Consider the following 26276-nt stretch of genomic DNA (forward strand, 5'->3'; position numbering starts at 1 on the left):
GTCCCAGGATAGGGGCCCGCCGACACGACGCCGGGCCCGTGTCCGCGGGTCAGGACGTCGGGTAGGTCACCTCGACCCGCCGGTTCTGCGCGCGACCGGACGGGTTGTCCTCGCCACCCACCCTGTTGTCGGCCACCGGGTCCGACTCGCCGTGGCCGGTGACCTGCAGGTCCAGGTCGTCCCGGGCGTCGGCGAGCACGTCGGCGACGGCCTGCGCACGCTGCTCGGACAGACGCCGGTTGTCGGCGTCCGAGCCGACCGCATCCGTGTGGCCGTCCACCCGGACGGCCACGCCCTGGGGGACGTCGTCGGCCAGCTCGGCGACGGCGTCACGGGCCCTGTCGGTCAGGTCTGCCGACCCGAACTCGAAAAGCAGGTCCGCGGTGAGCGTGACGACCGTGTCGTCCTCGACCTCCTCGGTCCGCTCCAGCGTCGTGGTGGCGTCGACGGTGTCGAGCACGAAGGTGGCGTCGGCGGCGTCGAGCACGAAGGTGGCGTCCGCGGCCTCCTCGGCGGTCGGTCGGAATCCGGCGGCGCGTTCGCGGTCATCGGCCAGCCGGGCCTCCACGTCGCTCATCAGTGCCGGATCCGGGCGGAGGACGGTCGGTGCGTGCGAAGGCTCGGTAGGGTCCGCCGTCGTGCTCACGGCCGGACCGCCACCGAGGACGAAGACGCCGAGGACGAGAGCCGCGCCTGCCCTCACTGCTCGCCGCCGTCGGCGTACGTGACGGTGGCGTCGGTGAACAGAGGCAGGCCCTCCATCGGCGTGACGGCCACCGTCTCGGGACGTCCTTCCGGCGCCGGCAGCATCGCCCACGACTCGACCGTCCCGTGGTTGGGGAAGGTGGCGGAACCGTTCGACGGCGACACGAGGACCGACGCCCGGCACCGGGCGAGCTCGGCCACGCCGCCCTGCCACGCACCCTCGGCGCAGTACGGCCGGTAGACCCGGAGGTTTTCCTGGTCGGTCACGGTGGTGATCGGCTGGATCCCCGTGTCCGCGAGGACGATCGAGGCGTCGGCCGCGGCATCGCCGTCGTCCCATCGCAGCGACCAGCGGACGGTCATCACGTCGTCGGCCACCTCGACCGACCTCAACGTGGTCGTGACCTGCCCGGGCTGTCCTCCCGGGGTGTCGATCGTCTGCTCGGCCATCACGACGTCGGTCCCGACCACCTGCGCCTCGCCCGGGTCGGACGGTGCGGCCGCGCCACCCTCGGCGCCCTCGGTGGCCTCGGCGGCGGGCGACCCGGTCGGGTCGTCGGTCTCGGGCTCGTCACCGGTGCACCCGGCGAGGAGCAACGCGGCACCCACCGCGACGCCGGCGACGCGACAGCGGACGGACATGACGGCTCCTGGGGTCTCGGCGAGCGGATCGCGCTCACTCTGCCACGGTGGCCCGCCAGGGGCGGAGAGCGTCTCAGCAGGAGGACCCGTCGCTCGCGCCGATCCGTCGCACGGGGGCGGCGACGGTAGCAGCTCTCAGGGCTCGAGCCGGTCCCGCAGCTGCCGTGCGGCACGCTCCGGGTCGGGCGCCTGCGTGATCGCGCGGACGACGACGACTCGCCGCGCTCCGGCGTCGAGCACGGCCTCCAGCCGCTCGACGTCGATGCCGCCGATCGCGAACCACGGGGTGCGCGGGTCCGAGGCGGCGACCTGTCGCAGCAGGTCGAGCCCGACCGCGGGGCGCCCGGGTTTGGTCGGGGTGGTCCAGAGGGGCCCCACGCAGAAGTAGTCGACGGCGTCGTCGGCGTCCGCGGTCGCGGCCTGCTCGGCCGAGTGCGTCGAGCGTCCCAGCACCGGTTCGGGTCCGAGCAGCGTCCGCACGGCGGGCACCGGCAGGTCGCCCTGACCCATGTGCACCGCCGGGGCGCCCGTGAGCCGGGCGACGTCGGCCCGGTCGTTCACCGCCCACAGGGCGCCGTGCTCGGCCGCGACACGGGCGACCAGGTCCTGCAGCTCGAGCTCGCGCGCGACGTCGAGGGTCTTGTCCCGCAGCTGGACCACGTCCACCCCGCCGCGCAGCGCCGCGTGCAGGAACTCCTCGAGGTCGCCGCGCTGCTCGCGGGCGTCGGTGCACAGGTAGAGGCGGGCGTCGGCCAGGCGGCGGCGGGCGGCGTCGGAGTTCACCCGGGCAGTGTAGGAGCGCGGCCCGGTCCGGGTGCTGTGCGGGTCCCGGGGCCGAGTAAGGTGGGCCGGGCACGGGAGCCCGCAGGGGCTGAGAGGGCGATGGCCGCCGACCGTCGACCTGATCTGGATCATGCCAGCGAAGGGAGCATCGGTGGACGCTGCCACCACACCGCCCGACGGCGGCCGCGACCTCGTCGTCGTCGGCGGCGGGATCATCGGTCTCGCCGTGGCCTGGCGCGCCCTCGTCGCCGGCCTGAGCGTCACCGTCCTGGACCCGGAGCCCGGGGACGGTTCCACCCACGCCGCCGCGGGCATGCTGGCGCCCGCCACCGAGGCCGAGTTCGCCGAGGACGCCGCCCTGCACCTGCACCTCGCCGGTGCCGCGCACTGGTTGTCGTTCGCCGCCGACCTGGAGGGCGCCACCGGGGTCGGGGTCGGTCTGCACGCGTCGGGGACGCTGACCGTCGCGCACGACCCCGACGACGCGGCGATGCTGCGGCGGGTGCTCGGCCTGCACACCCGCCACGGCGTCACCTCCCGCGAGCTCACGGTCGCCGAGGCACGGCGCGAGGAACCCCTGCTGGGCCCCCGCATCTCCGGTGCGGCCTGGGTCCCCGGCGACCACGCCGTCGACCCGCGGGCGGCCCATCGGGCGCTCGTGCGTGCGGTGACGTCGGACCCGCGCGGCGCGCTCGTCGCCCGCTCCGCGGTCCACCTGGAGCAGGACGCCGGCGGCCGGGTGACCGGAGTGGTCGACGACGCCGAGCACGTCCACGCCGCCGGTGCCGTCGTGGTCGCCGCCGGCTGGGCGTCGGGAGCCCTGCTGGCCGGCGTACGGGATGTCGCCGTCCCGACCCGCCCCGTCAAGGGGCAGACCCTGCGGCTGCAGACGGCGCCCGAGCTGGCGCCGCAGCACGTGATCCGCGGTCTGGTGCAGGGTCGCCCGGTGTACGTCGTGTCCCGTCCGCCCGCCGAGGACGGCCCGTGGGCCGGCACCAGCGAGCTCGTCGTCGGAGCCACCTCCGAGGAGAACCCGGACGACCGGCTCGCCACCGCGGGCGGGGTCTTCGCCCTGCTGCGGGACGCCCGCGCGCTCGTGCCGTCGCTGGACGAGGCGGCGCTCGTCGAGGTCACCCCCCGCGCCCGACCGGCCACCCCCGACAACCTGCCCCTCGTGGGCGCCACCGCCGTGCCCGGCCTGCACCTGGCGACCGGCCACCACCGCAACGGCGTGCTCCTGGCACCGCTGACCGCCGACCTCGTCGTCGCCGGGCTCACGGGCACCTGGTTCGACGTCGAGTCGGCGGCCGCGGACCCGGGCGCGACGCTGGCGGCGCTGCACGCCACGGACCCGCGGCGGTTCGTCCCCCCGGTCCAGGACCCCCGCACCCCCGACGGAGCACACGGATGAGCACGAGCACCCCGACCGGCACGACCGCCGTCGTCAACGGCGAGCCCTACGACCTCGGCACGACGGCCGGCACCGCGGTGTCCGACGTCGTCGCCCACGTCCTGCCCCGGCACGTCGCCGACGGCGTGCCTCGCGGTGTCGCGGTCGCGATCGACGACGCCGTGGTGCCCCGCGGCGCCTGGGGCGCGACCGTGGTGCGTCCCGGCGACCGGGTCGAGGTCGTCACGGCCGTGCAGGGCGGCTGAGGAGGAACGATGAGCACCACCGACCCGCTGACCGTCGCCGGCACCGCGCTCGGCTCCCGCCTGGTGATGGGCACCGGCGGCGCGCACAACCTGCTGACGCTCGAGGAGGCGCTGATCGCCTCGGGCACCGAGCTGACCACCGTCGCGATGCGTCGTGTCGCCCCGCGCGCCGGCGGGGAGGCCGGCCGCGACGCCGGCATCTGGGGGCTGCTCGACCGGCTCGGCATCCGTGCGCTGCCGAACACGGCCGGATGCTTCTCGGTGCGAGAGGCGGTCCTGACGGCGCAGCTCGCCCGGGAGGCCTGCGGGACGAGCTGGATCAAGCTCGAGGTGATCGCCGACGACGTCACCCTGCTGCCCGACCCCGTCGGCCTGGTCGAGGCCGCCGACGAGCTGGTCCGGGACGGCTTCGTCGTCCTGCCCTACACCAACGACGACCCCATCCTGGCGCGCCGCCTGCAGGACGTGGGCTGCGCCGCCGTCATGCCCCTCGGCGCACCGATCGGGTCGGGGCTGGGGATCCTCAACCCCCGCAACATCGAGGCGATCAGCGCCGAGGCCCGGGTCCCGGTGATCCTCGACGCCGGGGTCGGCACGGCCTCGGACGCCGCGCTCGCGATGGAGCTCGGCTGCGCCGGCGTCCTGCTGGCCACGGCCGTGACACGCGCCGAGGACCCCGTCCGCATGGCGCACGCGATGCGGCTCGGGGTCGAGGCGGGCCGGCTGGCGGCCGGTGCGGGCCGGATCCCCCGCCGCGAGGGTGCGCTGGCGAGCTCACCGACGGGCGGGCGCCTCGACCTGTCGCTCTAGGAGCGGGCCGTCAGCCGAGCAGCGCGGGGACGCCGCCGACGACGGAGCGTGCGTCGATTCCGGCCGCCCGGGCGACCTCGGCCACGCGGGTCGAGCGGGGACCGGCCGCGCAGACGAGCAGCACCGTCCGGTCGGTGGGCAGGTCGGCCAGCGCGGCCCGGGCGGCGTCGTCCGGGCCGCCGTCGACGCTGCCCAGGAACGCGGCGCTGGAGACCCGGCGGGCGCCCGCGACGGGCCGGACCTGCGCCTCCCACTCCTCACGCACGTCGACGAGCACAGCGTCCGCCCCGAGGAGGGCACGCGCCTCGGCGGCGGTGACCTCCGGGTCGTCCCCCGGCCCGCCGACGGACCCGGCAGCGGGGGCGGCGGGCGCGAGCCCGCAGAAGGCCGCGTACGCGTCGTGCCCGGCCAGCAGCCCGGTGACGGGTTCGCGGCCGGGGTCCGGGCGGACCGAGAGCTCGCGCCAGTCGGGCGCCAGGGCGTCGTAGACGGCGAGCCGCCCGAGCAGCGACCGTCCGACGCCGGTGACCAGCTTGACCGCCTCGGTCGCCATCACCGAGCCCACCGTGCCGCACATCGCGCCCAGCACACCCCCGGTCGCGCAGTCCGGGACGACGCCGGGCGGGGGCGGCTCGGGGAACACGTCCCGGTACGTGGCGCCCCGGCGCACCGTGATGCCGTCGGCCGTGCGGAACCGCGGGGCGCCCCAGAAGACGGCGACCTGGCCGTCGAACCGGTCGATCGAGCCCCACACGACCGGCAGCCCCAGGATCTCGGCGGCGTCGGAGACCAGGTACCGGGTCGGGAAGTTGTCGGCGCCGTCCAGCACCACGTCGTAGCCGCGCAGCACGTCCAGCACGTTGTCCGGGTCGAGCCGCACCCGGTGCTCCACCACCTCGACGTGGGGGTTGAGGTCCGCGATCGTGGCGCGCGCCGACGTCGTCTTGGGACGGCCCACGTCGGCCTCGCCGTGGGCGACCTGACGCTGCAGGTTCGTGACGTCCACGGCGTCGTCGTCGACGATCCCGATCGTCCCCACCCCGGCCGCCGCCAGGTAGAGCAGCGCCGGGCTGCCGAGCCCGCCGGCACCGACCACCAGCACGCGGGCGGCGGCCAGCCGTCGCTGACCCTCGGGGCCCAGCCCGGGCAGCGCCAGGTGCCGGGCGTACCGGTCGGCCTCGGCACCCGTCAGGTCCCGGCCCGGCTCGACGAGGGGGGCGAGCCGCTCGTCGTCCGCGCCCGCCGCTGCGTCCGCTCCCGTGCCGCCGTCGTGCACCGTCACGCCCCGTAGCGCTCCGCCAGGGCCGCCAGCTTCGCGTCGGCCTCCGCGTGCACCTTCTTCTCCAGGACGAAGGACATCACCGGCACCACGCCGGCGAACACCATGGTGGCCAGGCGCCCGAAGCCCCAGCGCATCTTCGCCCACAGGTCCAGGACGGTGACCAGGTAGACCACGTAGATCCAGCCGTGGGCGAAGGGGACCCACCCCATGTAGTCGATCACGGCGTCCACGGGGACGACATACTTGAAGAACATCTCGACGCACAGCACCAGCAGCATCACGCCGGTGATCAGGGCCATCACGCGGTACCGGGTCAGCGCCCCGCGTGCCTTGCGGATCGCGGTGGCCGCCTGCTCGGCGGTGGCGGTGGGGGTGTTCTGCTGGCTGCTCACGCCCTCCAGGATAGGGCGCGAAAATGCGGTGAACGACGCCCGTCCGGCCGCTTAGGCTGGACCCTCGTGCGACCCCTCCCGCTGCCCGACCCGGGCACCCCTCCGCTCTCCTCGGCCGCACGGCTGCTGACCTGGCAGGCGTGGCGGCAGCGCGACGTCCTGACCAAGGCGATCGTCGCCGGCAGCGTCTCGCTGATGGCCTCGGCCGCCTCCCCGCTGCTGCTGGGCGGCGCCGTCGACTCCGGCCTGGCCGCAGGGTTCGGCAGCGAGCTCCTCGTCTGGTGCGGGTGGATGCTCGTGGCGGCCGTCACCATCGTCGTCTCCGGCGTGTTCAGCCACACCTACGACGTCGAGAACTGGCTGCGCGCCTCGTTCTCCTTCACCACGCTCGTCGGCCAGAAGGCCACCCGGTCGGGTCACGCCGTCACCAAGAAGCTGCCCACCGGCGAGGTCGTCGCCGCCGTGGCCAACGACGCGCTGCGCGCCGGCGACATGTTCGCGATGACGGGACGGTTCGTCGGCGGCGTGCTCGCCTACGTCGCCGCCGCGGGCTACCTGCTGTGGCAGGACCTGACGCTCGGCCTCGTCGTCGCGCTCGGCATCCCCGTCGTGGGCGGCGTGCTCGCGCTGCTCGTGCGTCCGCTGCAGCGTCGCCAGCAGACCCACCGCGAGTCCGTCGGCCGGCTGACCGCGCTCGGCTCCGACACCGTCGCAGGCCTGCGGATCCTGCGCGGCATCGGCGGCGAGGACGTCTTCTCGGGCCGGTACGCCCGCCAGTCGCAGGAGGTGCGCCGCCGCGGCGTGCGGGTCGCCGGCGTGCAGTCCGTCCTCGACGGGCTCCAGGTGCTGCTGCCCGGCCTGCTCGGCGCCCTGGTGCTGTGGCTCGGGGCCCGCGCCGTCGTGCGCGGCGACCTGACCGCCGGCGAGCTCGTGACCTTCTACGGCTACACCGCGTTCCTGGCCTGGCCCGTGCAGATGGCCACCCAGATGCTGCAGATGACCACCAACGCGCTGGTCTCCGCGCGCAAGATCCTCGGGGTGCTGCGCGTGACCGAGGCGACGCCGCAGGCCGACGCACCCGCCGCGGCCCCGCCGTCGGGCAGCGACCTCGTCGACCACGCCTCCGGCCTGACCCTGCGTCCCGGACGCGTCGCGGCCCTCGTCTGCCCGGACCCCGACGTCGCGGCGGTCGTGGCCACGCGGCTCGGCCGGTTCGACGACGAGGCCGAGTCGGGCACGCCCGTCACCCTCGGCGGCGTGCCGCTGGCCGCCCTCGACAAGGAGGCCCTGCGGCACCGCGTCGTCGTCTCCGAGGCGACCGGGCACCTCTTCTCCGGGATCCTCGGCGAGGAGCTCGACGCCCGAGGCCGCGCCACCGAAGCCGAGCTCACCGCGGCGATCCTGGCCGCCGACGCCCAGGACGTGCTCGACTCCCTGCCCGGCGGCCTGGCCGGCGAGCTGCCCGAGAAGGGCCGGTCGCTGTCCGGCGGGCAGCGCCAGCGCGTCGCCCTGGCCCGCGCGCTGCTCACCGACCCCGAGATCCTCGTGCTCGTCGAGCCCACCAGCGCCGTGGACGCCCACACCGAGGCGCGGATCGCCGAACGCGTCGCCGCGGCCCGCCGGGGACGAACCACCCTGGTCGTCACCGCCAGCCCGCTCGTGCTCGACCACGTCGACGACGTCGTCCTGCTGTCCCCCGAGGGGAGCGTCGTCACCACGGGCACGCACGCCGACCTGCTCGCCCGCGGCGACGACGCCGGCACCCGCTACCGCGCCGTCGTCGGCCGCTCCCTGGCCGACGGCCACGACACCCTCGAAGGAGCCACGCGATGAGCGCCGCGACCGCCACCGCGCCGGGCACGACCGCGAAGCAGCTGCCGATCGCCGACCGGCACGAGGTGAAGCGCACCGTCGGCCGGCTGTTCCGCAGCCACCGCGCCCAGCTCGCCGGGATCGCCGTCCTGCACTCCGTCGCCGCCGTCGCCGGGCTCGCCGGACCGTTCCTCATGGGGCGGTTCATCGACGAGGTCACGGCCGGCACCACCCTGGCCCGAGTCAACCAGATCGCCCTGATCCTCGTGGGCGCCGTCGTCGTGCAGGCCGTCGTGACACGGTTCGCGCAGCGGCTGTCCATGGTGTTCGGCGAGCAGGTGTTCGCCGAGCTGCGCGAGGAGTTCATGCACACCGCCACCCGGCTACCGCTGTCGGTGGTGGAGAAGGCCGGGACCGGGGACCTGGTGGCCCGCACCACCAACGACGTCAACAAGCTGCAGCACGCCGTCCGCTTCGGCGTGCCGCGGGTGCTGGTGTGCGTCGTGACCATCGGGCTGACCCTCGTCGCGTCGTTCCTCACCGACCCGCTGGTGGCGCTCGCGCTCCTCGTCGGCGTCCCGCCGATCGTGGTCGCCGTGCGCTGGTACCTGCGACGCGCCACCCCCGGCTACCTGCGCGAGTCCGCCGCGTACGCCACCGTCAACGGCACCATCACCGAGGCCGTCGAGGGCGCGCGCACCACCGACGCGCTGTGGCTGGGCTCCCGGCTGCGACGCCGCCTGCGGGGCGACCTGTCCGAGGCGTTCGCCGCCGAGAGCTACACCCTCGGGCTGCGGCTGCGCCTCATCCCCGCGCTCGACACCGCGGTCGCGGTCGCGCCCGTCGCGGCGATCGTCTGGGGAGCCTGGCTCGTGTCCCAGGACGTCACCACGGTCGGGGCCGTCGCCACCATCGCCTTCTACGCCCACCAGATGGGCGGGCCCGTGTTCGACCTGGTGTTCTGGCTCGACGAGCTCCAGGTCGCCGCGGTGGCGCTGGCCCGCGTGGTCGGCGTCGGGCTGGTCGGCCCGGACCGGACCGCCTCCGGCGAGGTCCCGGCGTCGGACGAGGTCCGCGCCCACGAGGTGCGCTACGCCTACCGCGAGGGCCACGACGTGCTGCACGGCGTCTCCGTCGACCTACGCCCCGGGGAGCGGCTGGCCGTCGTCGGCCCGTCCGGGGCCGGCAAGTCGACGCTCGGGCGCATGCTCGCCGGCATCCACCCGCCCACCGGCGGGACGGTGACCGTCGGCGGCGTGCCGCTGGTCGACCTGCCGCTGGAGGAGCTGCGCGGCCAGGTGGCCCTGGTCACCCAGGAGCACCACGTGTTCGTCGGGACGCTGGCGGAGAACCTGCAGCTCGCGGACACCGGCGCCTCCGAGGAGGCGCTCTGGGAGGCGCTCGAGGCCGTCGACGCCCGCGGCTGGGCGGCGGCGCTGCCCTCGGGCCTGGCCACGGAGGTGGGCTCGGGCGGGCACCCGTTGTCCCCGGCGCAGGCTCAGCAGGTGGCCCTCGCCCGGCTCGTGCTGCTCGACCCGCACACCCTCGTGCTCGACGAGGCGACCTCGCTGCTCGATCCGCGGGCGGCCCGGCACCTGGAGCGGTCGCTCAACGCCGTGCTCACCGGACGCACCGTCGTGGCGATCGCCCACCGCCTGCACACGGCGCACGACGCCGACCGGGTGGCCGTCGTCGACGGCGGGCGGATCACAGAGATCGGCCCGCACGACGAGCTCGTGGCCGCCGGCGGCGAGTACGCCCGGCTGTGGCGGTCCTGGCAGGCCGGATAGCCGCCCGCTCGTCCGCTCGTCACGCCGAGATCGACGTACCCGTATCGAGATCGACTCACGGTACGTCGATCTCGATACGGGTACGTCGATCTCGGCGGCGGTTGTCCACAGATTCCGCGTGGGGGTCCCGCGGGCCCGGCCGCGCTGGCACGGTCGTGAGCATGACGACGACGTCCTCGGGACAGCCACGCCGCCGGAGCACGGTACGGCCGGGAGACCGCCGCGACCTGGAACGGGCGACCGTCCCCGTCCCGACACGGTTCAGCGAACGACGACGGGCCGCGATCCGGCGGCGCACCCGCGACGGCGTGCTGGAACGGGTCCGCAAAGGGGTGTACCTGCCACCGGCGCGGGGGGACGGCGTCGCCGTGCGGCGGCGTGCCGACCTGCTGCGACAGATTCGCGCCGTCGACGTCCGCCTCGACCTGGAGCACTGGTTCTCGCACACGAGCGCTGCGGTGCTGCACGGCTGCTGGACCTGGCGGCTGTCCGACGTCGTCCACCTGACCCAGCTCCGGCCTCCGAACCTGGAGCAGTCACGGGACCGGACGCTGCGGCGTCACTGGACCGATCTACCGGTGCGCGACCGCACCGAGGTGTCCGGGGTGCCGGCGACGACGCTGGAACGCACCGTCGTCGACTGCGCACGGATCCTGCGACCGGCCCGGGGCCTGGTCGTCGCCGACTCGGCGATCCGCGGCGGCGCCGACCCCACGGTGATCGGCATGATCCTCGAGGAGTGCGGGCGCCGGCGTGGCGTCGTGCAGGCTCGGGAGGTGCTCGAGCTGGCGGACCCGCGGTCGGAGTCACCGGGAGAGACGGTCCTGCGGTGGATCGCCCACGACGAGGGCCTGCCGACGCCGGTGCCCGGGTTCGACGTCGAGACCGACCGCGGCAGGTTCTGGCTCGACCTCGCGTGGCCGGAGTGGAAGGTCGCCGTCGAGTTCGACGGCGCCGTGAAGTACTCGGGCGGCGCCTACGGGGACCCGTCGGCACGGATCGTCGCGGAGAAGGCTCGCCAGGACGCCCTGGAGGAGGCCGGGTGGATCGTCATCCGCGTCGTCTGGCAGGACCTCGGCGACCCCGCGGGCACCGCCGAGCGGATCCGACGGGCACTGTGGAGCCGCGCTCGCCGGTGACTCGGCGACGCCCCCCCACCGCCGTCCCCGCCGAGATCGACGTACCCGTATCGAGATCGACTCACGGTACGTCGATCTCGATACGGGTACGTCGATCTCGGCGGGAGGGGTCAGGGGGCGGGCAGCCCGGCGATGCCGGTGCCGATCGGGTCGTCGTCGCGAGCGCCGTCGTCGCCATCGCCGTCATCGCCGCCCCGCCGGCGCCGGTCGCGCCGCGACTCCCGCCGCCCGCCGGCCATCTCGTCGCGCACCAGCCGCACCCACAGGGCGACGGCGAACAGCCCGAACACCCACCACTGCAGCGCGTAGAAGAAGTTCTGCAGGTCGACGTCGTCGCCGCCCTCCAGCTCCGGGCGCGGCAGCAGGGCCGGGCCGCCGTCCGACGCCGGAGCCTGCGCCGGGTCCGACGACGTCAGCACCGCGTAACCGGTGTAGATGGGCCCGTCCCAGGTGTTGGCGAGCGCCGACGAGGCGATGTCGCGTGTCAGGGGCGGGCCTCCGGGATTCTCCGGCAGCCCGCCGGCACGCGCCGTCGACTCCGAGGCCTGCAGCCAGCCGGTCACCCCGACCTCCCCGCCGGGGACCTCGAGGGCCTCGGCGCCCGGCGTCGGCGACTCCACCCAGCCGCGCACCACGGGCAGCACGGGGGCGCCGGACAGGTCGGCCCACGACGCCCCGCCGGTGCCGTCGTCGGACACCCGCAGCGGCGTGAGCACCAGGTAGCCCTCGACGCCGTCGAGCGCACGGCCGGCGACGAGCAGCTGCCCGTCGGGCTCGTAGACCCCGGTCACCGCGACCTCGCGTCCCACGAGCTCGCCGGGGAACGCCGACTGCGGGGCCAGCAGGTCGCCCAGGTCGGAGGCACCGGCGGCCGCGGCCTCGGCGGCCTCCTGCTCGGCGGCGAGGTTCGCCCGCTCGTAGGCCCGGTCGATCTGCCAGACACCGAGACGCCCGCACGCGAGAGCGGCGAGCAGCAGCAGCGCCAGGATCATCAGCATCCGCGGCTGGCGGGCGACCGCCCAGAACGAGCGTCGGGCGGGTGGGGCGTCGGGCACGGCACCACGGTAGCCGTGCCCACCTCACGCTCAGGAATCCGGTGACGGACCTCACGGCACGCGCAGGATCCGCACCGGATCGCGAGGGACGACCCACCGCCCGACCTGCACTCCGTCGCCGTCTGCGGTGGAATGAAGGCGCACCACCGATCGAACCGATCCCCACCCTGTGCAGGAGCGTGCGATGACCCAGACCGCTTCCACCGACCCGACGCCCCGGACCTGGCCCGCCACGGGTGTGGCCGAGCTGTCGGACACCGACGTCGAGCGCCTCGACCAGTGGTGGCGTGCCGCCAACTACCTGTCGATCGGCCAGATCTACCTGCTCGACAACCCGATGCTGCGCCGGACGCTCGAGCGCGACGACGTCAAGCCGCGCCTGCTCGGTCACTGGGGCACGACGCCGGGCCTGAACTTCCTGTACGCGCACCTGAACCGCGTCATCCGCGAGCGCGAGCAGTCCACGATCTACGTCGCCGGTCCCGGCCACGGCGGCCCCGGGCTCGTGGCGAACACCTACCTCGAGGGCACCTACTCGGAGATCTACACCGACGTCACCCAGGACGACGAGGGGCTGCGCCGCCTGTTCCGGCAGTTCTCGTTCCCGGGCGGCATCCCGAGCCACGTGGCACCCGAGACGCCGGGTTCGATCCACGAGGGCGGCGAGCTCGGCTACGCCCTGTCCCACGCCTACGGCGCGGCGTTCGACAACCCCGACCTGCTCGTCGCGGCGGTCGTCGGCGACGGCGAGGCGGAGACGGGTCCGCTGGCGACGAGCTGGCACTCGAACAAGTTCGTCAACGCCCGTACCGACGGCGTGGTGCTGCCGATCCTGCACCTGAACGGCTACAAGATCGCCAACCCGACCGTGCTGAGCCGCATCAGCGACGACGAGCTGCGCGACCTGATGATCGGCTACGGGCACACCCCGTACTTCTTCGTCGGCGGGTTCGACGGCGAGGACCACGCCGCGGTGCACCGCCGCTTCGCGAAGCTGCTCGACGAGGTGATGGAGCACATCGCCCGCATCAAGGCCGACGCGGCGGCCGGGAACGACGAACGGCCCGCCTGGCCGATGATTGTGTTCCGCACCCCGAAGGGCTGGACGTGCCCGCCCGAGATCGACGGGCACAAGACGGAGGACTCCTGGCGCGCCCACCAGGTGCCGCTCGCGAGCGCGCGCGACACCCCCGAGCACCTGCAGGTGCTGCGCGACTGGATGGAGTCATACCGCGCCCACGAGCTGTTCGACGACGGCGGACGCCTGCTGCCCGAGATCGCGGCGCAGGCGCCGGCCGGCGAGCTGCGCATGAGCGCCAACCCGCACGCCAACGGCGGGCTGCTGCTCAAAGACCTGCGGATGCCCGACTTCCGCGAGTTCGCCGTCGACGTGCCCGAGCACGGCGGCGCGGTGGCCGAGGCGACGCGCGTGCTGGGGACGTGGCTCAACGAGGTCGTGCGCCGCAACCCGGACAACTTCCGGATCTTCGGGCCGGACGAGACGGCGTCGAACCGGCTGCAGGCCGTGTACGAGACCACGGACAAGCAGTGGAACGCGGACTTCTACGGCCCGGACGTCGACGAGCACATGGCGCGGGCCGGCCGCGTCATGGAGATGCTGTCCGAGCACCAGTGCCAGGGCTGGCTCGAGGGATACCTGCTCACGGGGCGCCACGGCCTGTTCACCAGCTACGAGGCGTTCATCCACATCGTCGACTCGATGTTCAACCAGCACGCCAAGTGGCTCAAGGTCACCAACCACATCCCGTGGCGGCGTCCCCTCGCGAGCCTCAACTACCTGCTCTCGAGCCACGTGTGGCGCCAGGACCACAACGGGTTCAGCCACCAGGACCCGGGGTTCATCGACCACGTGGTCAACAAGAAGGCCGAGATCGTGCGGGTGTACCTGCCGCCGGACGCCAACACGCTGCTGAGCACGTACGACCACTGCCTGCGCAGCCGCCAGTACGTCAACGTCGTGGTGTCCGGCAAGCAGCCCGCACCGCAGTTCCTGTCGATGTCGGAGGCGATCGCCCACTGCACCCGCGGTCTGGGCATCTGGGAGTGGGCCGGGACGGAGACGCCGGGCGAGGACCCGGACGTCGTGCTCGCGAGCGCCGGCGACGTGCCGACCCTGGAGGTGCTGGCCGCGGTCGACATCCTGCGCAGCGAGCTGCCCGACCTGAAGGTGCGCGTGGTCAACGTCGTGGACCTCATGCGGCTGCAGGACGAGCACGAGCACCCGCACGGCATGTCCGACAAGGACTTCGACGGCCTGTTCACGCCGGACAAGCCGGTGATCTTCAACTACCACGGCTACCCGTGGCTGATCCACCGGCTCACCTACCGCCGCAGCAACCACGCCAACATCCACGTGCGGGGGTACAAGGAGGAGGGCACCACGACCACGCCCTTCGACATGGCGATGCTCAACGACATCGACCGCTACCACCTGGTGCTCGACGTCATCGACCGCGTGCCGGGTCTCGGCTCGAAGGTCGCGGGCTTCCGCCAGCGGATGGTCGACGCCCGCCTCGCGGCACGGCAGTACACGCGCGAGCACGGCGAGGACATCCCCGAGGTGCGCGACTGGGTGTGGCCGGGCGCCCGCGACGTCGTCGGCTCCGAGGCCTCCGGCATGGGCGACACGGGCGGCGACAACGACTGACCGCCGCCGGACGGGTGCCGGGCCGCCGTCGTCCCCGGGACGACGGCGGCCCGCCCGTGTCAGCACGATCGTGACGCACGCGACGCCCCGCACCCGGTGCGCCGGCGTCGTGCATGCGGTGGAATGGACGTGACCACCGCCCGGCACGGACGAACAGGCAGGCAGTGAGCACTCGGAGCATCTACATCGCCTCCCCCGAGGGGGACACCGGCAAGTCGACGGTCGCGCTGGGGGTGCTCGACCTCCTGGCCCGTCAGGTGCCGCGGGTCGGTGTCTTCCGCGCGGTGTCCCGCGTCCCGGAGCGTCCCGCGTCCGACGGCGGCACGGCGGTGCGCGACCACGTCCTGGAGCTGATGCTCGCGCACGACGGCGTGGACCTGTCGTACGGCGAGACCGTCGGCGTCACCTACGACGAGGTGCACGCCGACCCCGACGCGGCCCTGTCGCGCATCGTGGACCGGTACCACCGGGTGGCCGCGCAGTGCGACGCCGTGGTGGTGCTCGGCACCGACTACACGGACGTCTCGGGGGCCACCGAGCTGGCCTTCAACGCGCGGGTGGCCGCGAACCTCGACTCCCCCGTGCTGCTCGTGGTCTCCGGACGCGACCGCGGCATCGAGGACGTGACCACGCTGACGCGTCTCAGCCTCGCCGAGCTGCGCGCCAACCATGCCCAGCCGGTCGGCGTGATCGTCAACCGCGCCGAGGCCGGGGTGCACGACGCCGGTGCGGCGGCCCGGGCGGAGATCTCCGGCGACGACCTGCCCACCTGGGTGATCGCCGAGGAGCCGTTCCTCGGTGCGCCGACGGTCGCGCAGCTCGCCGACGTCGTCGACGGGACCCTCCTGCTCGGCGACCGCGACCTGATGTCGCGCGAGGCGCTCGACGTCATCGTCGGGGCCATGACGTTCGAGCACATGCTCGGCCGCCTCGCCGACGGCACCGTGGTCATCACCCCGGGCGACCGCACCGACGTCGTGCTGGGGCTGCTCGCCGTGCAGGCCGCCACCCGGTTCCCGTCGCTGGCGGGGATCATCCTGACCGGCGGGCACCGGCCTGCGGGCCGGTCCGGGCAGCTCGCCGCCGCGCTGCAGCCGCACGTGCCGATCATCGCCACGGCCATGGACACCTACGAGGTGGCCCGCGCGGCCTCGCGCACCCGCGGCATCATGTCCACCGACGCCCAGCGCAAGCACGACGTCGCGCGGGCCATGTTCGAGCAGAGCGTCGACGCCGACGAGCTGCTCGCCCGCCTCGACGTCGAACGCACCCCCGTGGTGACGCCGCTGATGTTCGAGCACGAGCTCGTCGAGCGGGCCCGCGGCGACCGGCGCCGTGTCGTGCTGCCCGAGGGGGACGACGACCGTATCCTGCGCGCCGCCTCCACGGTGCTGGCCCGCGGCATCGCCGACCTGGTGATCCTCGGCGACGAGACGGCGATCCGCACCCGTGCCACCGAGCTGGGCCTCGACATCTCCGCAGCCCGGGTGCTGTCCCCCACCGACCCCGAGCACGTGGAGCGGTTCGCCGCCGAGTACGCGCGGCTGCGCGCGCACAAGGGCGTCACGATCGAACGTGCGCGCGAGATCGTCACCGACGTGTCCTACTTCGGCACGATGATGGTCCACCTCGGCCTGGCCGACGGGATGGTCTCCGGCGCCGCGCACACCACGGCGCACACCATCCGCCCGTCGTTCGAGATCATCAAGACCCAGCCGGGCGTGTCCGTGGTGTCCTCGGTGTTCCTCATGTGCCTGCCCGACCGGGTCCTCGCGTACGGCGACTGCGCCGTCAACCCGGACCCGACGGCGGAGCAGCTCGCCGACATCGCGGCGTCGTCGGCCGCCACGGCGGCCCAGTTCGGCGTGGAGCCGCGCGTGGCGATGCTGTCCTACTCGACCGGCAGCTCCGGCTCGGGCGCCGACGTCGACAAGGTGCGGGCCGCGACCGAGCTCGTCCGGGACCGCGACCCGGCGCTGAGCGTCGAGGGACCGATCCAGTACGACGCCGCCGTCGACGCCTCGGTGGCGGCCTCCAAGCTGCCCGACTCGTCGGTGGCCGGCAAGGCGACGGTGTTCATCTTCCCGGACCTCAACACCGGCAACAACACCTACAAGGCCGTGCAGCGCTCGGCCGGGGCGGTGGCGATCGGCCCGGTGCTGCAGGGGCTGAACAAGCCCGTCAACGACCTCTCGCGCGGGGCGCTCGTGGCCGACATCGTCAACACCGTCGCCATCACCGCGATCCAGGCGCAGGGCGTCGCCACCCCCAGCACGTCGAACGGAGAGTCCGCATGAGCATCCTGCCCGCCGCCGAGCGTCCCAACCCGTACAGCGCCTACGGGGCGCACGGGTCCGTGCTGGTGCTGAACTCCGGGTCGTCCTCGTTGAAGTACCAGCTCGTCAACCCCGTCGGCGGCGAGGCGATCGCGGCCGGCACGGTCGAGCGGATCGGCGAGACGGGCGCGACCGGCATCGTCACGCACACGTACGCGGGCAACAAGACCCACCGCGAGCTCGAGGTCGCCGACCACGGAGCGGCGCTCAAGATCGCCCTCGGCATGTTCGACGAGGTCGGTCCGACGCTGGCCGACGCCGGGATCTACGCCGTCGGTCACCGGGTGGTGCACGGCGGGGCGGAGTTCTCCGGGCCGGTCGTCGTCGACGACGACATCGTCGACCGGATCGAGGCCCTGGTGCCGCTCGCCCCGCTGCACAACCCCGCGAACGTGCAGGGCATCCGGGTGGCGCGGGACCTGCTCGGCGACGTGCCCCACGTCGCGGTGTTCGACACGGCGTTCTTCCAGGCGCTGCCCGCCGAGGCGTACACCTACGCCATCGACCGCGACGTCGCGCGCGAGCACGACGTGCGCCGCTACGGGTTCCACGGCACCAGCCACCAGTACGTGACCGGCAAGGTGGCCCGCGTGCTGGGCCGCCGCGTCGAGGACCTCAACACGATCGTGCTGCACCTGGGCAACGGCGCGTCGGCGTCGGCGGTGCGCGGCGGCGTGCCGATCGACACCTCGATGGGCCTGACGCCGCTCGAGGGGCTCGTGATGGGCACCCGGTCCGGCGACGTCGACCCCGCGGTGGTGTTCCACCTCGCGCGCAACGCCGGCATGGACATCGACGAGCTCGACACGCTGCTGAACAAGCGCTCCGGCGTGCTCGGCCTGTCCGGGGTCAACGACTTCCGCGAGCTGCACCGGCTGGTCGAGGACGGCGACGAGGACGCCGCCCTGGCGTTCGACGTCTACATCCATCGGCTGCGCAAGTACGTCGGCGCGTACACGGCGCTGCTCGGCCGGGTGGACGTCATCGCGTTCACCGCGGGGGTCGGTGAGAACGACGCCGCCGTGCGTGCCGCCGTCTGCGCCGACCTGGAGGCCCTGGGCATCGCCGTCGACGACGAGCGCAACGCCGCCCGCGGCGCCGAGCGCATCATCTCCCCCGACTGGACCAAGACGCTCGTCATGGTGATCCCCACGATGGAGGAGCTCGCCATCGCCCGGCAGAGCGTCGAGGCGGTGGACGGGTTGCACCCGACCTCAGCGGTCACCTCCGGCTGAGCCGCAGCAGCGCAGGCTCAGGCGACTCCTTCGGTCGCCCGAGCCTGCGCCTCCGCTCCGCTGCAGCTCCGGCTCAGGCGAACCCTTCGGTCGCCCGAGCCTGCGCTTCCGCTCCACGCGCGCGCCTCGTTCCTCGGCCCCCACGCTCCGCTGCAGCTCCGGCTCAGGCGACGGCGAACACGAGGCAGGCGATCCCGAAGCCCATCACGCCGATCCCCGTCTCCATGACGGTCCAGGTGCGCAGCGTGGTGCGCACGTCCATGTCGAAGAACCGGCCGACCAGCCAGAAGCCGGAGTCGTTGACGTGGCTGAGCACCACGGACCCGGCGGCCACGGCGACGACGACGGCGGCGAGCTCCACGGCGCCGTAGCCACCGGCCGCGACGGCGGGCGCGATCAGCCCGGCGGCGGTGGTCAGGGCGACGGTGGCCGAGCCCTGGGCCACGCGCAGCACGGCGGCGATGAGGAACCCGGCCACGATGACCGGCAGCCCGAGGTCGCCGAGCACGTCGGCCAGGGCGTCGCCGATGCCGGTCGCGCGCAGCACGCCGCCGAACATGCCGCCCGCCCCGGTGATGAGGATGACGGAGGCCACGGGCCCGAGGGCGGAGTCGAGGGTCTTCTCCAGGGCGGTCCCCTCGATGCCGCGCCGCCGGCCCAGCACCCAGGCGGCCACCAGCACGGTGATCAGCAGGGCGACCGGCGTCGAGCCGAGCAGGCCGGCCACGGCCACGACCCCCGATTCGCCCTCGACCCAGCCGGCCGACGCCGCGGTCTCCAGGCCGGTGTTGGCGAAGATGAGCACCAGGGGCAGGAGCAGGATCCCGACGACGGCGCCGAAGCGCGGCGGGTTCGCGGTCTGGGCGTCGTCGGCGCGGCCGAGGATCTCGGGGACGGGCAGCTCGAAGCGGCGCCCGGCGAACCGGCCGAACAGGTAGGCGGTGACGTACCAGGTGGGCAGCGCGGCGACCAGCCCGACGAGCAGCACGATGCCGACGTTGGCGCCGAGGAACTCCGAGGCGGCCACGGGTCCGGGGTGCGGGGGCACGTAGATGTGCATGACGGAGAAGGCTCCGGCCACGGGCAGCCCGTAGAGCAGCACGGAGCCGCCGAGGCGGCGTGCGACGGCGAACACGATGGGCAGCATGACGACGAGCCCGGCGTCGAAGAAGATCGGGAAGCCGAACAGCAGCGAGGCGATGCCGAGGGCGAGGGGGGCGCGCCGTTCCCCGAAGCGGGAGATCAGCGCGTCGGTCAGGACGGCGGCGCCGCCGCTGGTCTCGACGAGCCGGCCCAGCATGGCACCGAGCCCGACGAGCAGCGCGACGGCGGCGAGCGTGGAGCCGAAGCCGTCGAGCAGCACGTCGACGATCCCGCCGGCGGGCAGCCCGGCGGCGACGGCGGTGAGCAGGCTGACCAGGATGAGCGCGACGAACGCGTGCAGCCGGACCTTGATGATGAGCAGGAGCAGCAGGGCGACGGCGGCGGCGGCGATGGCGAGCAGCGGGCCGGCCGTGAGGGTCTGGGTCCAGTCCTCGGGAGTCATGGGTGTCCTCGTCGACAGGTTCTCGGGGGTGGGGGCAGGGTCAGGCGGAGGCGAGGCGGGCGACGACCGTGTCGACGATCTCGCCGGGCTCGGAGGTGATGTCGAGGGTCAGGCCGTCCTCGTCGTCGGCCAGGGGTTCGAGGGTGGCGAGCTGTGACGGCAGCAGGGACGCCGGCATGAAGTGGCCGGACCGGCCCTGCATCCGTTCGGCGAGCAGCTCGGCGGGGCCGTCGAGGTGGACGAACCGGACGCGCCCGACGGCGGTGCGCAGCGCGTCGCGGTAGGCCCGCTTGAGCGCCGAGCAGGTGACGACGCCGGGGCGGCCCGCCTCGGCCTCGCCGCTGAGCCAGTCGCGGATCGCCGCCAGCCAGGGTTCGCGGTCGTCGTCGGTCAGGGCGTTCCCGGCGCTCATCTTGGCGATGTTCTCGGCCGAGTGGAACTGGTCCGCCTCGGCGTAGGTGACGCCGAGGCGTGCGGCCAGGAGGGTCGCGACGGTGGTCTTGCCGGAGCCGGCGACGCCCATGACGACGACGTGCGTGACGTCGTCAGGCGCGGCGCGCCCGCCGGGCGGGAGGGGGGTGACGTCGGTGTCCATGTCTCGACTTCCGTGTCGGTGGTGTGCTTCACCCGAGCATGAACCATTGATAGCACCTTTGGCAACCCATAGGTGCTACCAATTGCCGGTGGGTGGCACCTCGGTAGGCTCGGCACATGCCCTCCCCCGCCCTGCACAGCGCCGTTCTCGAGGCCGTCGGGCGCTCCATCACCAGCGGGGACGTCCCCGCCGGCACCTCGCTGACGCTGGAGGCGATCGGCGCGGAGCACGGCGTCTCGCGCACCGTCGCGCGCGAGGTCATGCGCCTCCTCGAAGGGCTCGGGCTGGTCCGCTCCCGCCGTCGGGTCGGGATCGTCGTGCTGCCGATGGCCGAGTGGAACGTGCTCGACCCCCATGTCATCCGGTGGCGGCTGGCCGGCCCCGGCCGGGACGCCCAGCTGCGGACCCTCACCGAGCTGCGGCACGCCGTCGAGCCCCTGGCCGCCGCCGGGGCGGCCCGCCACGCCTCGCCCGAGGCACGCGCCGAGCTCGTCGACCTCGCGGCACGCATGCGGGTGCTCGGCTCGGCGGGCGACCTCGAGGAGTTCCTCACGCTGGACATCCGCATGCACGAGCTGCTGCTGCGCGCCAGCGGCAACGAGATGTTCGGCGCGCTGGCCGACGTCGTCGCCGAGGTCCTGTCCGGGCGTACCCACCTCGGCCTCATGCCCGCCTCCCCCGAGCCGGAGGCCCTCGACCAGCACGAGGCCGTCGCCCGCGCGGTCCGCGACGGCGACGCACCCGCGGCCGAGCAGGCGATGGCGGCGCTGGTCGGCGAGGTCCGCCGCGCCCTCGGCGCCGCCGACACCGCCGACACCCCCGGGGCCGCGTCGTGACCGTCCTCGTCGACCCGCCGCTCTGGCCGGCGCACGACCGGCTCTGGTCGCACCTCGTCTCCGACGTCTCCCTGCACGAGCTGCGCACGTTCGCCCGCGCCGCCGACCTGCCCGACCGGGCGTTCGACGTCGACCACTACGACGTGCCGGCCGAGCGCATCGCCGACCTCGTGGCCGCGGGCGCCGTCCCGGTCGACGGCGGCGAGCTGAGCCGGCGGCTCGCCGCCTCCGGGCTGCGCGTCCCGGGACACGAACGGTCGCGTGCCAAGCGGCCGACGCTCCGGCAGCGCTGGGCCGGCCTGTGGTCCGACGGCGCCCTCGGCGCCGAGCAGGTCGCCGCCGTCGGGGAGGACCTGATCGACCGCTGGGCAGAACCCCACCGGGTCTACCACTCGCGCCTGCACCTGGCCGACACGCTCGACGCACTCGAGAAGCTCTCGCCCGCCGCCGGCACCGACGGGACGGCCCGGGTCGCCGCGCTGGCCCTGTGGTTCCACGACGCGGTGCACGACGGCGTCGCCGGCGACGACGAGGAACGTTCGGCCGCGCTGGCCCGCGAGCTGCTCCCGGCCGGCCCGCAGGCCGCCGAGGTCGCCCGGCTCGTCCTGCTGACCGCCGGCCACGACCCGGACCCTGACGACGTCACCGGATGCCTGGTCAGCGACGCCGATCTCGCGATCCTCGGCGGCACGCCCGCTCGGTACGCCCGCTACGTCGCACAGGTGCGCGCCGAGTACTCCCACGTCGGCGACGACGACTTCCGGGCCGGCCGGGCCGCCGTCCTCGCCCAGCTGCTCGCCCTGCACGCCGGCCCCGGCCTGTACCGGACACCGGCCGCCCGCGAACGCTGGGCGGACGCCGCCGAACGGAACCTGCGCCGCGAGCTCGCGAGCCTCACCGGACGGTGACTACGGCAGCCGCAGCCGACGCATGGCCGACAGCGCGCCGGTGAGCACCCTGCTGGGCAGCTCCCCGCCCAGCGCGTAGAGCGAGTCCACGCTCAGCCCGAACCGCTGGCCGCGCTGGGCCACGACGCTCTGCGTCTCGGTGACCGCCTCGACCGCCTCGCGGCCGTGCCGCCGGCCCAGGCCGGACGCCTTCATGCCGCCCATGGGTGCCGCCGTCGACCCCCACGCCTGCAGGTAGCCGTCGTTGATGGCGACGGTGCCGGCCTCGACGCGGGCGGCGAGGCGCCGCGCCCTAGCCACATCACCGGACCAGATCGAGGCGTTGAGCCCGAACTCGGAGTCGTTCATGACCCGCACGGCCTCGTCGTCGCCGGACACGCGCGTCACCGCCACGACGGGTCCGAAGGTCTCCTCGCGCAGACAGTCGGCGTCCGCGGGCACGTCGTCGAGCACCGTCGGGGCGTAGAAGTACGGGCCGACGTCCCCGCGGTGCACGGCACCGACCAGGGCGCGGGCGCCCTTGGCCAGCGCGTCGTCGACGTGCCGGGACACCTTCTCGAGCTGGTCGGCCGAGACGAGCGAGCCGATGTCGGCGGTGTAGTCCAGCTCGCCGCCGAGGCGCAGCCCTCGCACCGCCTCGACGAACCGCTCGAGGAACTCGTCCGCGATCCGCTCGTGCAGCACGAGCCGCTCGATCGACATGCACAGCTGGCCGGCGTTGGAGAAGCAGGCACGCACCACGCCGGGCACGGCCGCCTCGAGGTCGGCGTCGGCGGCCACGTACAGCGGGTTTTTGCCGCCGAGCTCGAGCGTGGCCCCGATGAGGCGCTCCCCCGCCCGCGCGGCGACCTTGCGGCCGGTGGCCGTCGACCCGGTGAAGGCGACGTGGTCGACGTGCTCGACGAGCGCGGCACCCACGTCCCCGCCGCCGGCGACGACGGTGAGGACGTCGTCGGGCAGCCCGGCCTCGGCGAGCAGCTCGGCGGCCCACAGCGCGGACAGCGTGGTCTGCGGGTCCGGCTTGAGCACGACGGCGTTGCCCGCGAGCAGGGCGGGGACCGCCTCGGACAGCGCGAGGGTCAGCGGGTAGTTCCACGGGGCGATGACGCCGACGACGCCGACGGGGCGCCGGTGGACCCGGGCACCCGTGAGCACCGACAGCGCGCCGGGCTCGCGCCGGTCGGCGAGGTAGCGCCGCCCGCGCACCACGTAGTGCCGGCACGTCTGGGCGATGTCGGCGACCTCCTCGAAGGCGCTGCGCCGCGACTTGCCGGACTCCATCTGGATCAGGTCGAGGATCTCCGACTGCCGCTGCAGCACCAGCGCCCCGAGCCGATCGACGACCCGGGCACGCTCGTCGAAGGACTGCTGGGACCAGTCGCGCTGCACGGCGCGGGCCCGCCCGGCCGCCGCGGCCACGTCGTCGGGCGACGAGAGCGGGATCGCGGCGAGCGGTGCGCCGGTGAAGGGCAGCGTGCTGCGATGGGTGCCCGCGTCCTGGGAGGTGGCGACGCGTCGGACCAGCGGGGCGACGACGTCGGGTTCGAGGACGTAGGTGGAGGCGGGCAGCTCGGGGTCCATGAGGTCGCCCAGAGCGCCGTCGCTCTCGTGCGCGGTTGCCATGAGCGACAGCGTACGTGCGCCCGGTGACATCCCGGTCAAACGAAGGTCAACTGCTCGTGACGTTCGCCGTCAGCGTGACGGCAGCGACCGGCCCAGCACGGTCGCCTCCCGGTCCGTGTACCCGAGACGGGCGTAGAACCCCAGCACCCGGGCGTTCGAGGTGCGCACCATAAGGCGCACCTCGGCGGCACCGGCATCCTGCAGCCAGGCCTCGGCCGCGGCCACGACACGGCGGCCCAGTCCGGTGCCCTGGAGGCCCGGCGCCACCGCCACGTAGTACAGCCACCCCCGGTGCCCCTCGTAGCCGGCCATGGCGGTGCCGACGACGGCGGAGCTCTCGTCGAGCGCGACCAGCACCGTGGACGTGGGGTTGCGCCGGGCCGCGGCGACGTCGGCGTGCGGGTCGTTCCACGGGCGCGTCAGCCCGCAGTCCCGCCACAGCGCGACGACCACCTCGACGTCGTCGTCCCCGACCTCGCGGATCGTCACCGGGGCTGGTAGGGCGAGATCACGACCTCGACCCGCTGGAACTCCTTGAGGTCGGAGTAGCCGGTCGTGGCCATCGCGCGGCGCAGCGCACCGACGAGGTTCGTGGTGCCGTCGGCGTGGTGGCCCGGGCCGAACAGGATCTCCTCGAGAGTCCCCCCGGTGCCGACCGAGACCCGCTCCCCGCGGGGCAGCTGGGAGTGGTGCGCCTCGGGGCCCCAGTGCCAGCCGCGTCCCGGGGCCTCGGCGGCGCGGGCGAGCGCGGCGCCGAGCATGACGGCGTCGGCCCCGCACGCGACCGCCTTGACGACGTCCCCCGAGTAGCCGACACCGCCGTCGGCGATGACGTGCACGTAGCGGCCGCCCGACTCGTCGAGGTAGTCGCGGCGCGCCGCGGCGACGTCTGACACGGCGGTGGCCATCGGCGCGTGGATGCCGAGGCTGACACGGGTGGTGTGGGCGGCACCGCCGCCGAAGCCGACCAGCACGCCCGCGGCACCGGTGCGCATGAGGTGCAGCGCCGCGGTGTAGGTGGAGGCACCGCCCACCACCACCGGGACGTCGAGCTCGTAGATGAACCGCTTGAGGTTCAGCGGCTCGGCGTTGCCGGAGACGTGCTCGGCGGAGACCGTGGTGCCGCGGATGACGAACAGGTCCACGCCCGCGTCGACCACCGTCTGGTAGTGCTCCTGCGTGCGCTGGGGCGACAGCGCGCCCGCCACGGTGACGCCGGCGGACCGGACCTCCTGGAGCCGCTGGGTGATGAGCTCGGGCTTGATCGGTTCGGAGTAGATCTCCTGCATGCGCCGCGTGGCCTCCTCGGCCGGCAGCTCACGGATCTCGGCGAGCAGCGGCTCCGGCGACTCGTAGCGCGTCCACAGGCCCTCGAGGTCCAGCACGCCGAGCCCGCCGAGGTTGCCGAGCGCGACGGCGGTGTCCGGGCTCATCACCGAGTCCATCGGCGCGGCCATGATCGGCAGGTCGAAGTGGTAGGCGTCGATCTGCCAGCCGGTCGACACGTCCTTCGGGTCACGGGTGCGGCGCGAGGGCACCACCGCGACGTCGTCGAAGGAGAAGGCGCGACGACCGCGCTTGCCACGTCCGATCTCGATCTCGTTGCTCACGCGGGTCAGCCTACCGGCCGGTGACCTGCGGGCCGCCCGGACGACGGCGCGCGCCCCGAGGGCCGTCCCGACCCCGGTGTCGGTGGCTCGTGGCATCGTCCGGGCCAGGACACCACGAGGAGGGATCCCCATGCAGGACACGGGCTGGTCGAGCGGGCCGCTGGTCGGCTTCGACACCGAGACCACCGGCGTGGACGTGCGCTCGGACCGCATCGTCACGGCGGCCGTCGTCCTGCGCACGGCACTGACGACCGAGGTGCGGACCTGGCTGATCGACCCGGGCGTCGAGATCCCCGCGGAGGCCGCCGCAATCCACGGCGTGACCACCGAGCACGCCCGGGCCCACGGCGTCGACCCGGCGGGCGCGCTGGAGGAGATCGCGGCGGAGCTGGTCACGCACCTGCGCGACGACGTCCCCGTGGTGGCGTACAACGCGGCGTTCGACCTCACGCTGCTGGACGCCGAGCTGAGCCGGCACGGGCTGCCCACCCTGCCGGAACGGCTGGGACGGCCCGTGTCCCCCGTGCTCGACCCGCTGGTCATCGACCGGTGGCAGGACCGCTACCGGCGCGGCAAGCGGCGTCTCGGCGACCTGTGCGACCTGTACGGCATCACCGGCGACGGCGACCTGCACAGCGCCGACGTCGACGTGCTGGCCACGCTCGACGTCCTCGACGCGCAGGTGCTGCGGTTCCCCGACCTGCGCTCCGTCGCCCTCGACGCCCTGCACTCGGCGCAGCGGGACGCCCACCGGGCGTGGGCGGAGAACTTCAACGCCTGGCGCGAGCGGCAGGGGCTGGAGGGCCCGGGGGCGTCGACGGCGTGGCCGGTCGAGCCCCGCCGGGCGGGCTGA

General features: G+C 74.2%; 23 protein-coding genes. 12 read left to right on the forward strand and 11 right to left on the reverse strand.

The window, feature by feature from the left end:
* Positions 1-49: 49 nt before the first annotated feature.
* The 3 genes from HDG68_RS12870 to thiE form a co-directional block, all read right to left on the reverse strand.
* Entirely contained in the window at positions 50-577 is a 528-nt protein-coding gene (locus tag HDG68_RS12870; RefSeq protein ID WP_172152719.1) for an OmpA family protein, read from the reverse strand.
* Between the two features lie 122 nt (positions 578-699).
* On the reverse strand, positions 700-1347 hold the full coding sequence (locus tag HDG68_RS12875; protein ID WP_172152720.1) for a hypothetical protein: 648 nt from the start codon (positions 1345-1347) through the stop codon (positions 700-702).
* A gap of 135 nt (positions 1348-1482) precedes the next feature.
* Positions 1483-2130 carry a thiamine phosphate synthase gene (thiE, locus tag HDG68_RS12880; protein ID WP_172152722.1) on the reverse strand — a complete coding sequence of 216 codons (648 nt, stop codon included), beginning with the start codon at positions 2128-2130 and terminating at the stop codon, positions 1483-1485.
* 151 nt (positions 2131-2281) lie between these two features.
* Between thiE and thiO the strand changes: the two genes are divergently transcribed.
* From thiO to HDG68_RS12895, 3 genes are read left to right on the forward strand one after another with little or no spacing between them, the layout of a single operon-like run.
* The gene (thiO, locus tag HDG68_RS12885; protein WP_343037569.1) at positions 2282-3541 is read left to right on the forward strand and encodes a glycine oxidase ThiO; all 1260 of its coding nucleotides are present in this window, start codon (positions 2282-2284) and stop codon (positions 3539-3541) included.
* Positions 3538-3786 (forward strand): sulfur carrier protein ThiS, encoded by a 249-nt coding sequence (thiS, locus tag HDG68_RS12890; protein ID WP_172152726.1) that lies wholly within the window; start codon positions 3538-3540, stop codon positions 3784-3786. The genes thiO and thiS overlap by 4 nt, the downstream gene beginning before the upstream one ends.
* 9 nt (positions 3787-3795) lie before the next feature.
* Positions 3796-4596 (forward strand): thiazole synthase, encoded by an 801-nt coding sequence (locus HDG68_RS12895; RefSeq protein ID WP_172152728.1) that lies wholly within the window; start codon positions 3796-3798, stop codon positions 4594-4596.
* Positions 4597-4606: 10 nt separating this feature from the next.
* Here HDG68_RS12895 and HDG68_RS12900 read toward each other — a convergent pair whose 3' ends face one another.
* Both HDG68_RS12900 and HDG68_RS12905 read right to left on the reverse strand, forming a co-directional pair.
* A complete protein-coding gene (locus HDG68_RS12900; protein ID WP_172152944.1) occupies positions 4607-5872 on the reverse strand; it encodes a ThiF family adenylyltransferase in 1266 nt (421 codons plus the stop codon).
* 2 nt (positions 5873-5874) lie between these two features.
* Complete coding sequence (locus HDG68_RS12905; protein WP_172152730.1) at positions 5875-6270, reverse strand: DUF3817 domain-containing protein; 396 nt, start codon at positions 6268-6270, stop codon at positions 5875-5877.
* A gap of 66 nt (positions 6271-6336) precedes the next feature.
* Between HDG68_RS12905 and HDG68_RS12910 the strand changes: the two genes are divergently transcribed.
* From HDG68_RS12910 to HDG68_RS12920, 3 genes are all read left to right on the forward strand, one after another.
* Complete coding sequence (locus tag HDG68_RS12910; RefSeq protein WP_172152731.1) at positions 6337-8103, forward strand: ABC transporter transmembrane domain-containing protein; 1767 nt, start codon at positions 6337-6339, stop codon at positions 8101-8103.
* A complete protein-coding gene (locus HDG68_RS12915; protein ID WP_172152732.1) occupies positions 8100-9872 on the forward strand; it encodes an ABC transporter ATP-binding protein in 1773 nt (590 codons plus the stop codon). Before HDG68_RS12910 ends, HDG68_RS12915 begins: the two co-directional genes overlap by 4 nt.
* Before the next feature lie 161 nt (positions 9873-10033).
* On the forward strand, positions 10034-11011 hold the full coding sequence (locus HDG68_RS12920) for a hypothetical protein (protein WP_172152733.1): 978 nt from the start codon (positions 10034-10036) through the stop codon (positions 11009-11011).
* Between the two features lie 110 nt (positions 11012-11121).
* Here HDG68_RS12920 and HDG68_RS12925 read toward each other — a convergent pair whose 3' ends face one another.
* Entirely contained in the window at positions 11122-12066 is a 945-nt protein-coding gene (locus tag HDG68_RS12925; RefSeq protein ID WP_343037571.1) for an SURF1 family protein, read from the reverse strand.
* Between the two features lie 184 nt (positions 12067-12250).
* On the opposite strand from HDG68_RS12925, the gene HDG68_RS12930 reads away from it, so the two are divergent.
* The 3 genes from HDG68_RS12930 (at position 12251) to HDG68_RS12940 (ending at position 18305) form a co-directional block, all read left to right on the forward strand.
* Positions 12251-14734: a phosphoketolase family protein gene (locus HDG68_RS12930; protein WP_172152734.1), complete on the forward strand. Its 2484-nt coding sequence runs from the start codon at positions 12251-12253 to the stop codon at positions 14732-14734.
* Positions 14735-14847: 113 nt separating this feature from the next.
* Complete coding sequence (gene pta, locus HDG68_RS12935; protein ID WP_172152735.1) at positions 14848-17031, forward strand: phosphate acetyltransferase; 2184 nt, start codon at positions 14848-14850, stop codon at positions 17029-17031.
* Complete coding sequence (locus tag HDG68_RS12940; RefSeq protein WP_172152736.1) at positions 17028-18305, forward strand: acetate/propionate family kinase; 1278 nt, start codon at positions 17028-17030, stop codon at positions 18303-18305. The genes pta and HDG68_RS12940 overlap by 4 nt, the downstream gene beginning before the upstream one ends.
* Before the next feature lie 163 nt (positions 18306-18468).
* Here the strand turns inward: HDG68_RS12940 and HDG68_RS12945 are convergent, their stop codons facing one another.
* Both HDG68_RS12945 and HDG68_RS12950 read right to left on the reverse strand, forming a co-directional pair.
* Positions 18469-19851 carry a GntP family permease gene (locus tag HDG68_RS12945; RefSeq protein ID WP_172152737.1) on the reverse strand — a complete coding sequence of 461 codons (1383 nt, stop codon included), beginning with the start codon at positions 19849-19851 and terminating at the stop codon, positions 18469-18471.
* A gap of 40 nt (positions 19852-19891) precedes the next feature.
* Positions 19892-20446 carry a gluconokinase gene (locus HDG68_RS12950; RefSeq protein WP_216648412.1) on the reverse strand — a complete coding sequence of 185 codons (555 nt, stop codon included), beginning with the start codon at positions 20444-20446 and terminating at the stop codon, positions 19892-19894.
* Positions 20447-20562: 116 nt separating this feature from the next.
* Between HDG68_RS12950 and HDG68_RS12955 the strand changes: the two genes are divergently transcribed.
* Both HDG68_RS12955 and HDG68_RS12960 read left to right on the forward strand, forming a co-directional pair.
* The gene (locus HDG68_RS12955) at positions 20563-21282 is read left to right on the forward strand and encodes a FadR/GntR family transcriptional regulator (RefSeq protein ID WP_172152738.1); all 720 of its coding nucleotides are present in this window, start codon (positions 20563-20565) and stop codon (positions 21280-21282) included.
* Entirely contained in the window at positions 21279-22190 is a 912-nt protein-coding gene (locus HDG68_RS12960; RefSeq protein ID WP_172152740.1) for a DUF4031 domain-containing protein, read from the forward strand. Before HDG68_RS12955 ends, HDG68_RS12960 begins: the two co-directional genes overlap by 4 nt.
* Here the strand turns inward: HDG68_RS12960 and HDG68_RS12965 are convergent, their stop codons facing one another.
* From HDG68_RS12965 to HDG68_RS12975, 3 genes are all read right to left on the reverse strand, one after another.
* Positions 22191-23813, reverse strand: a complete 1623-nt coding sequence (locus tag HDG68_RS12965) for a succinic semialdehyde dehydrogenase (RefSeq protein ID WP_172152742.1) — start codon at positions 23811-23813, stop codon at positions 22191-22193. It lies immediately after the preceding gene.
* A 69-nt stretch (positions 23814-23882) separates the two neighbouring features.
* Positions 23883-24302 (reverse strand): GNAT family acetyltransferase, encoded by a 420-nt coding sequence (locus HDG68_RS12970; protein WP_172152744.1) that lies wholly within the window; start codon positions 24300-24302, stop codon positions 23883-23885.
* Complete coding sequence (locus HDG68_RS12975) at positions 24299-25423, reverse strand: GuaB3 family IMP dehydrogenase-related protein (RefSeq protein ID WP_172152746.1); 1125 nt, start codon at positions 25421-25423, stop codon at positions 24299-24301. The genes HDG68_RS12970 and HDG68_RS12975 overlap by 4 nt, the downstream gene beginning before the upstream one ends.
* Before the next feature lie 130 nt (positions 25424-25553).
* Between HDG68_RS12975 and HDG68_RS12980 the strand changes: the two genes are divergently transcribed.
* Positions 25554-26276: an exonuclease domain-containing protein gene (locus HDG68_RS12980; protein WP_172152748.1), complete on the forward strand. Its 723-nt coding sequence runs from the start codon at positions 25554-25556 to the stop codon at positions 26274-26276.

Origin of the sequence: Isoptericola chiayiensis (genome assembly GCF_013149805.1) — a bacterium.
In the GTDB taxonomy this organism is placed as follows: domain Bacteria; phylum Actinomycetota; class Actinomycetes; order Actinomycetales; family Cellulomonadaceae; genus Isoptericola; species Isoptericola chiayiensis.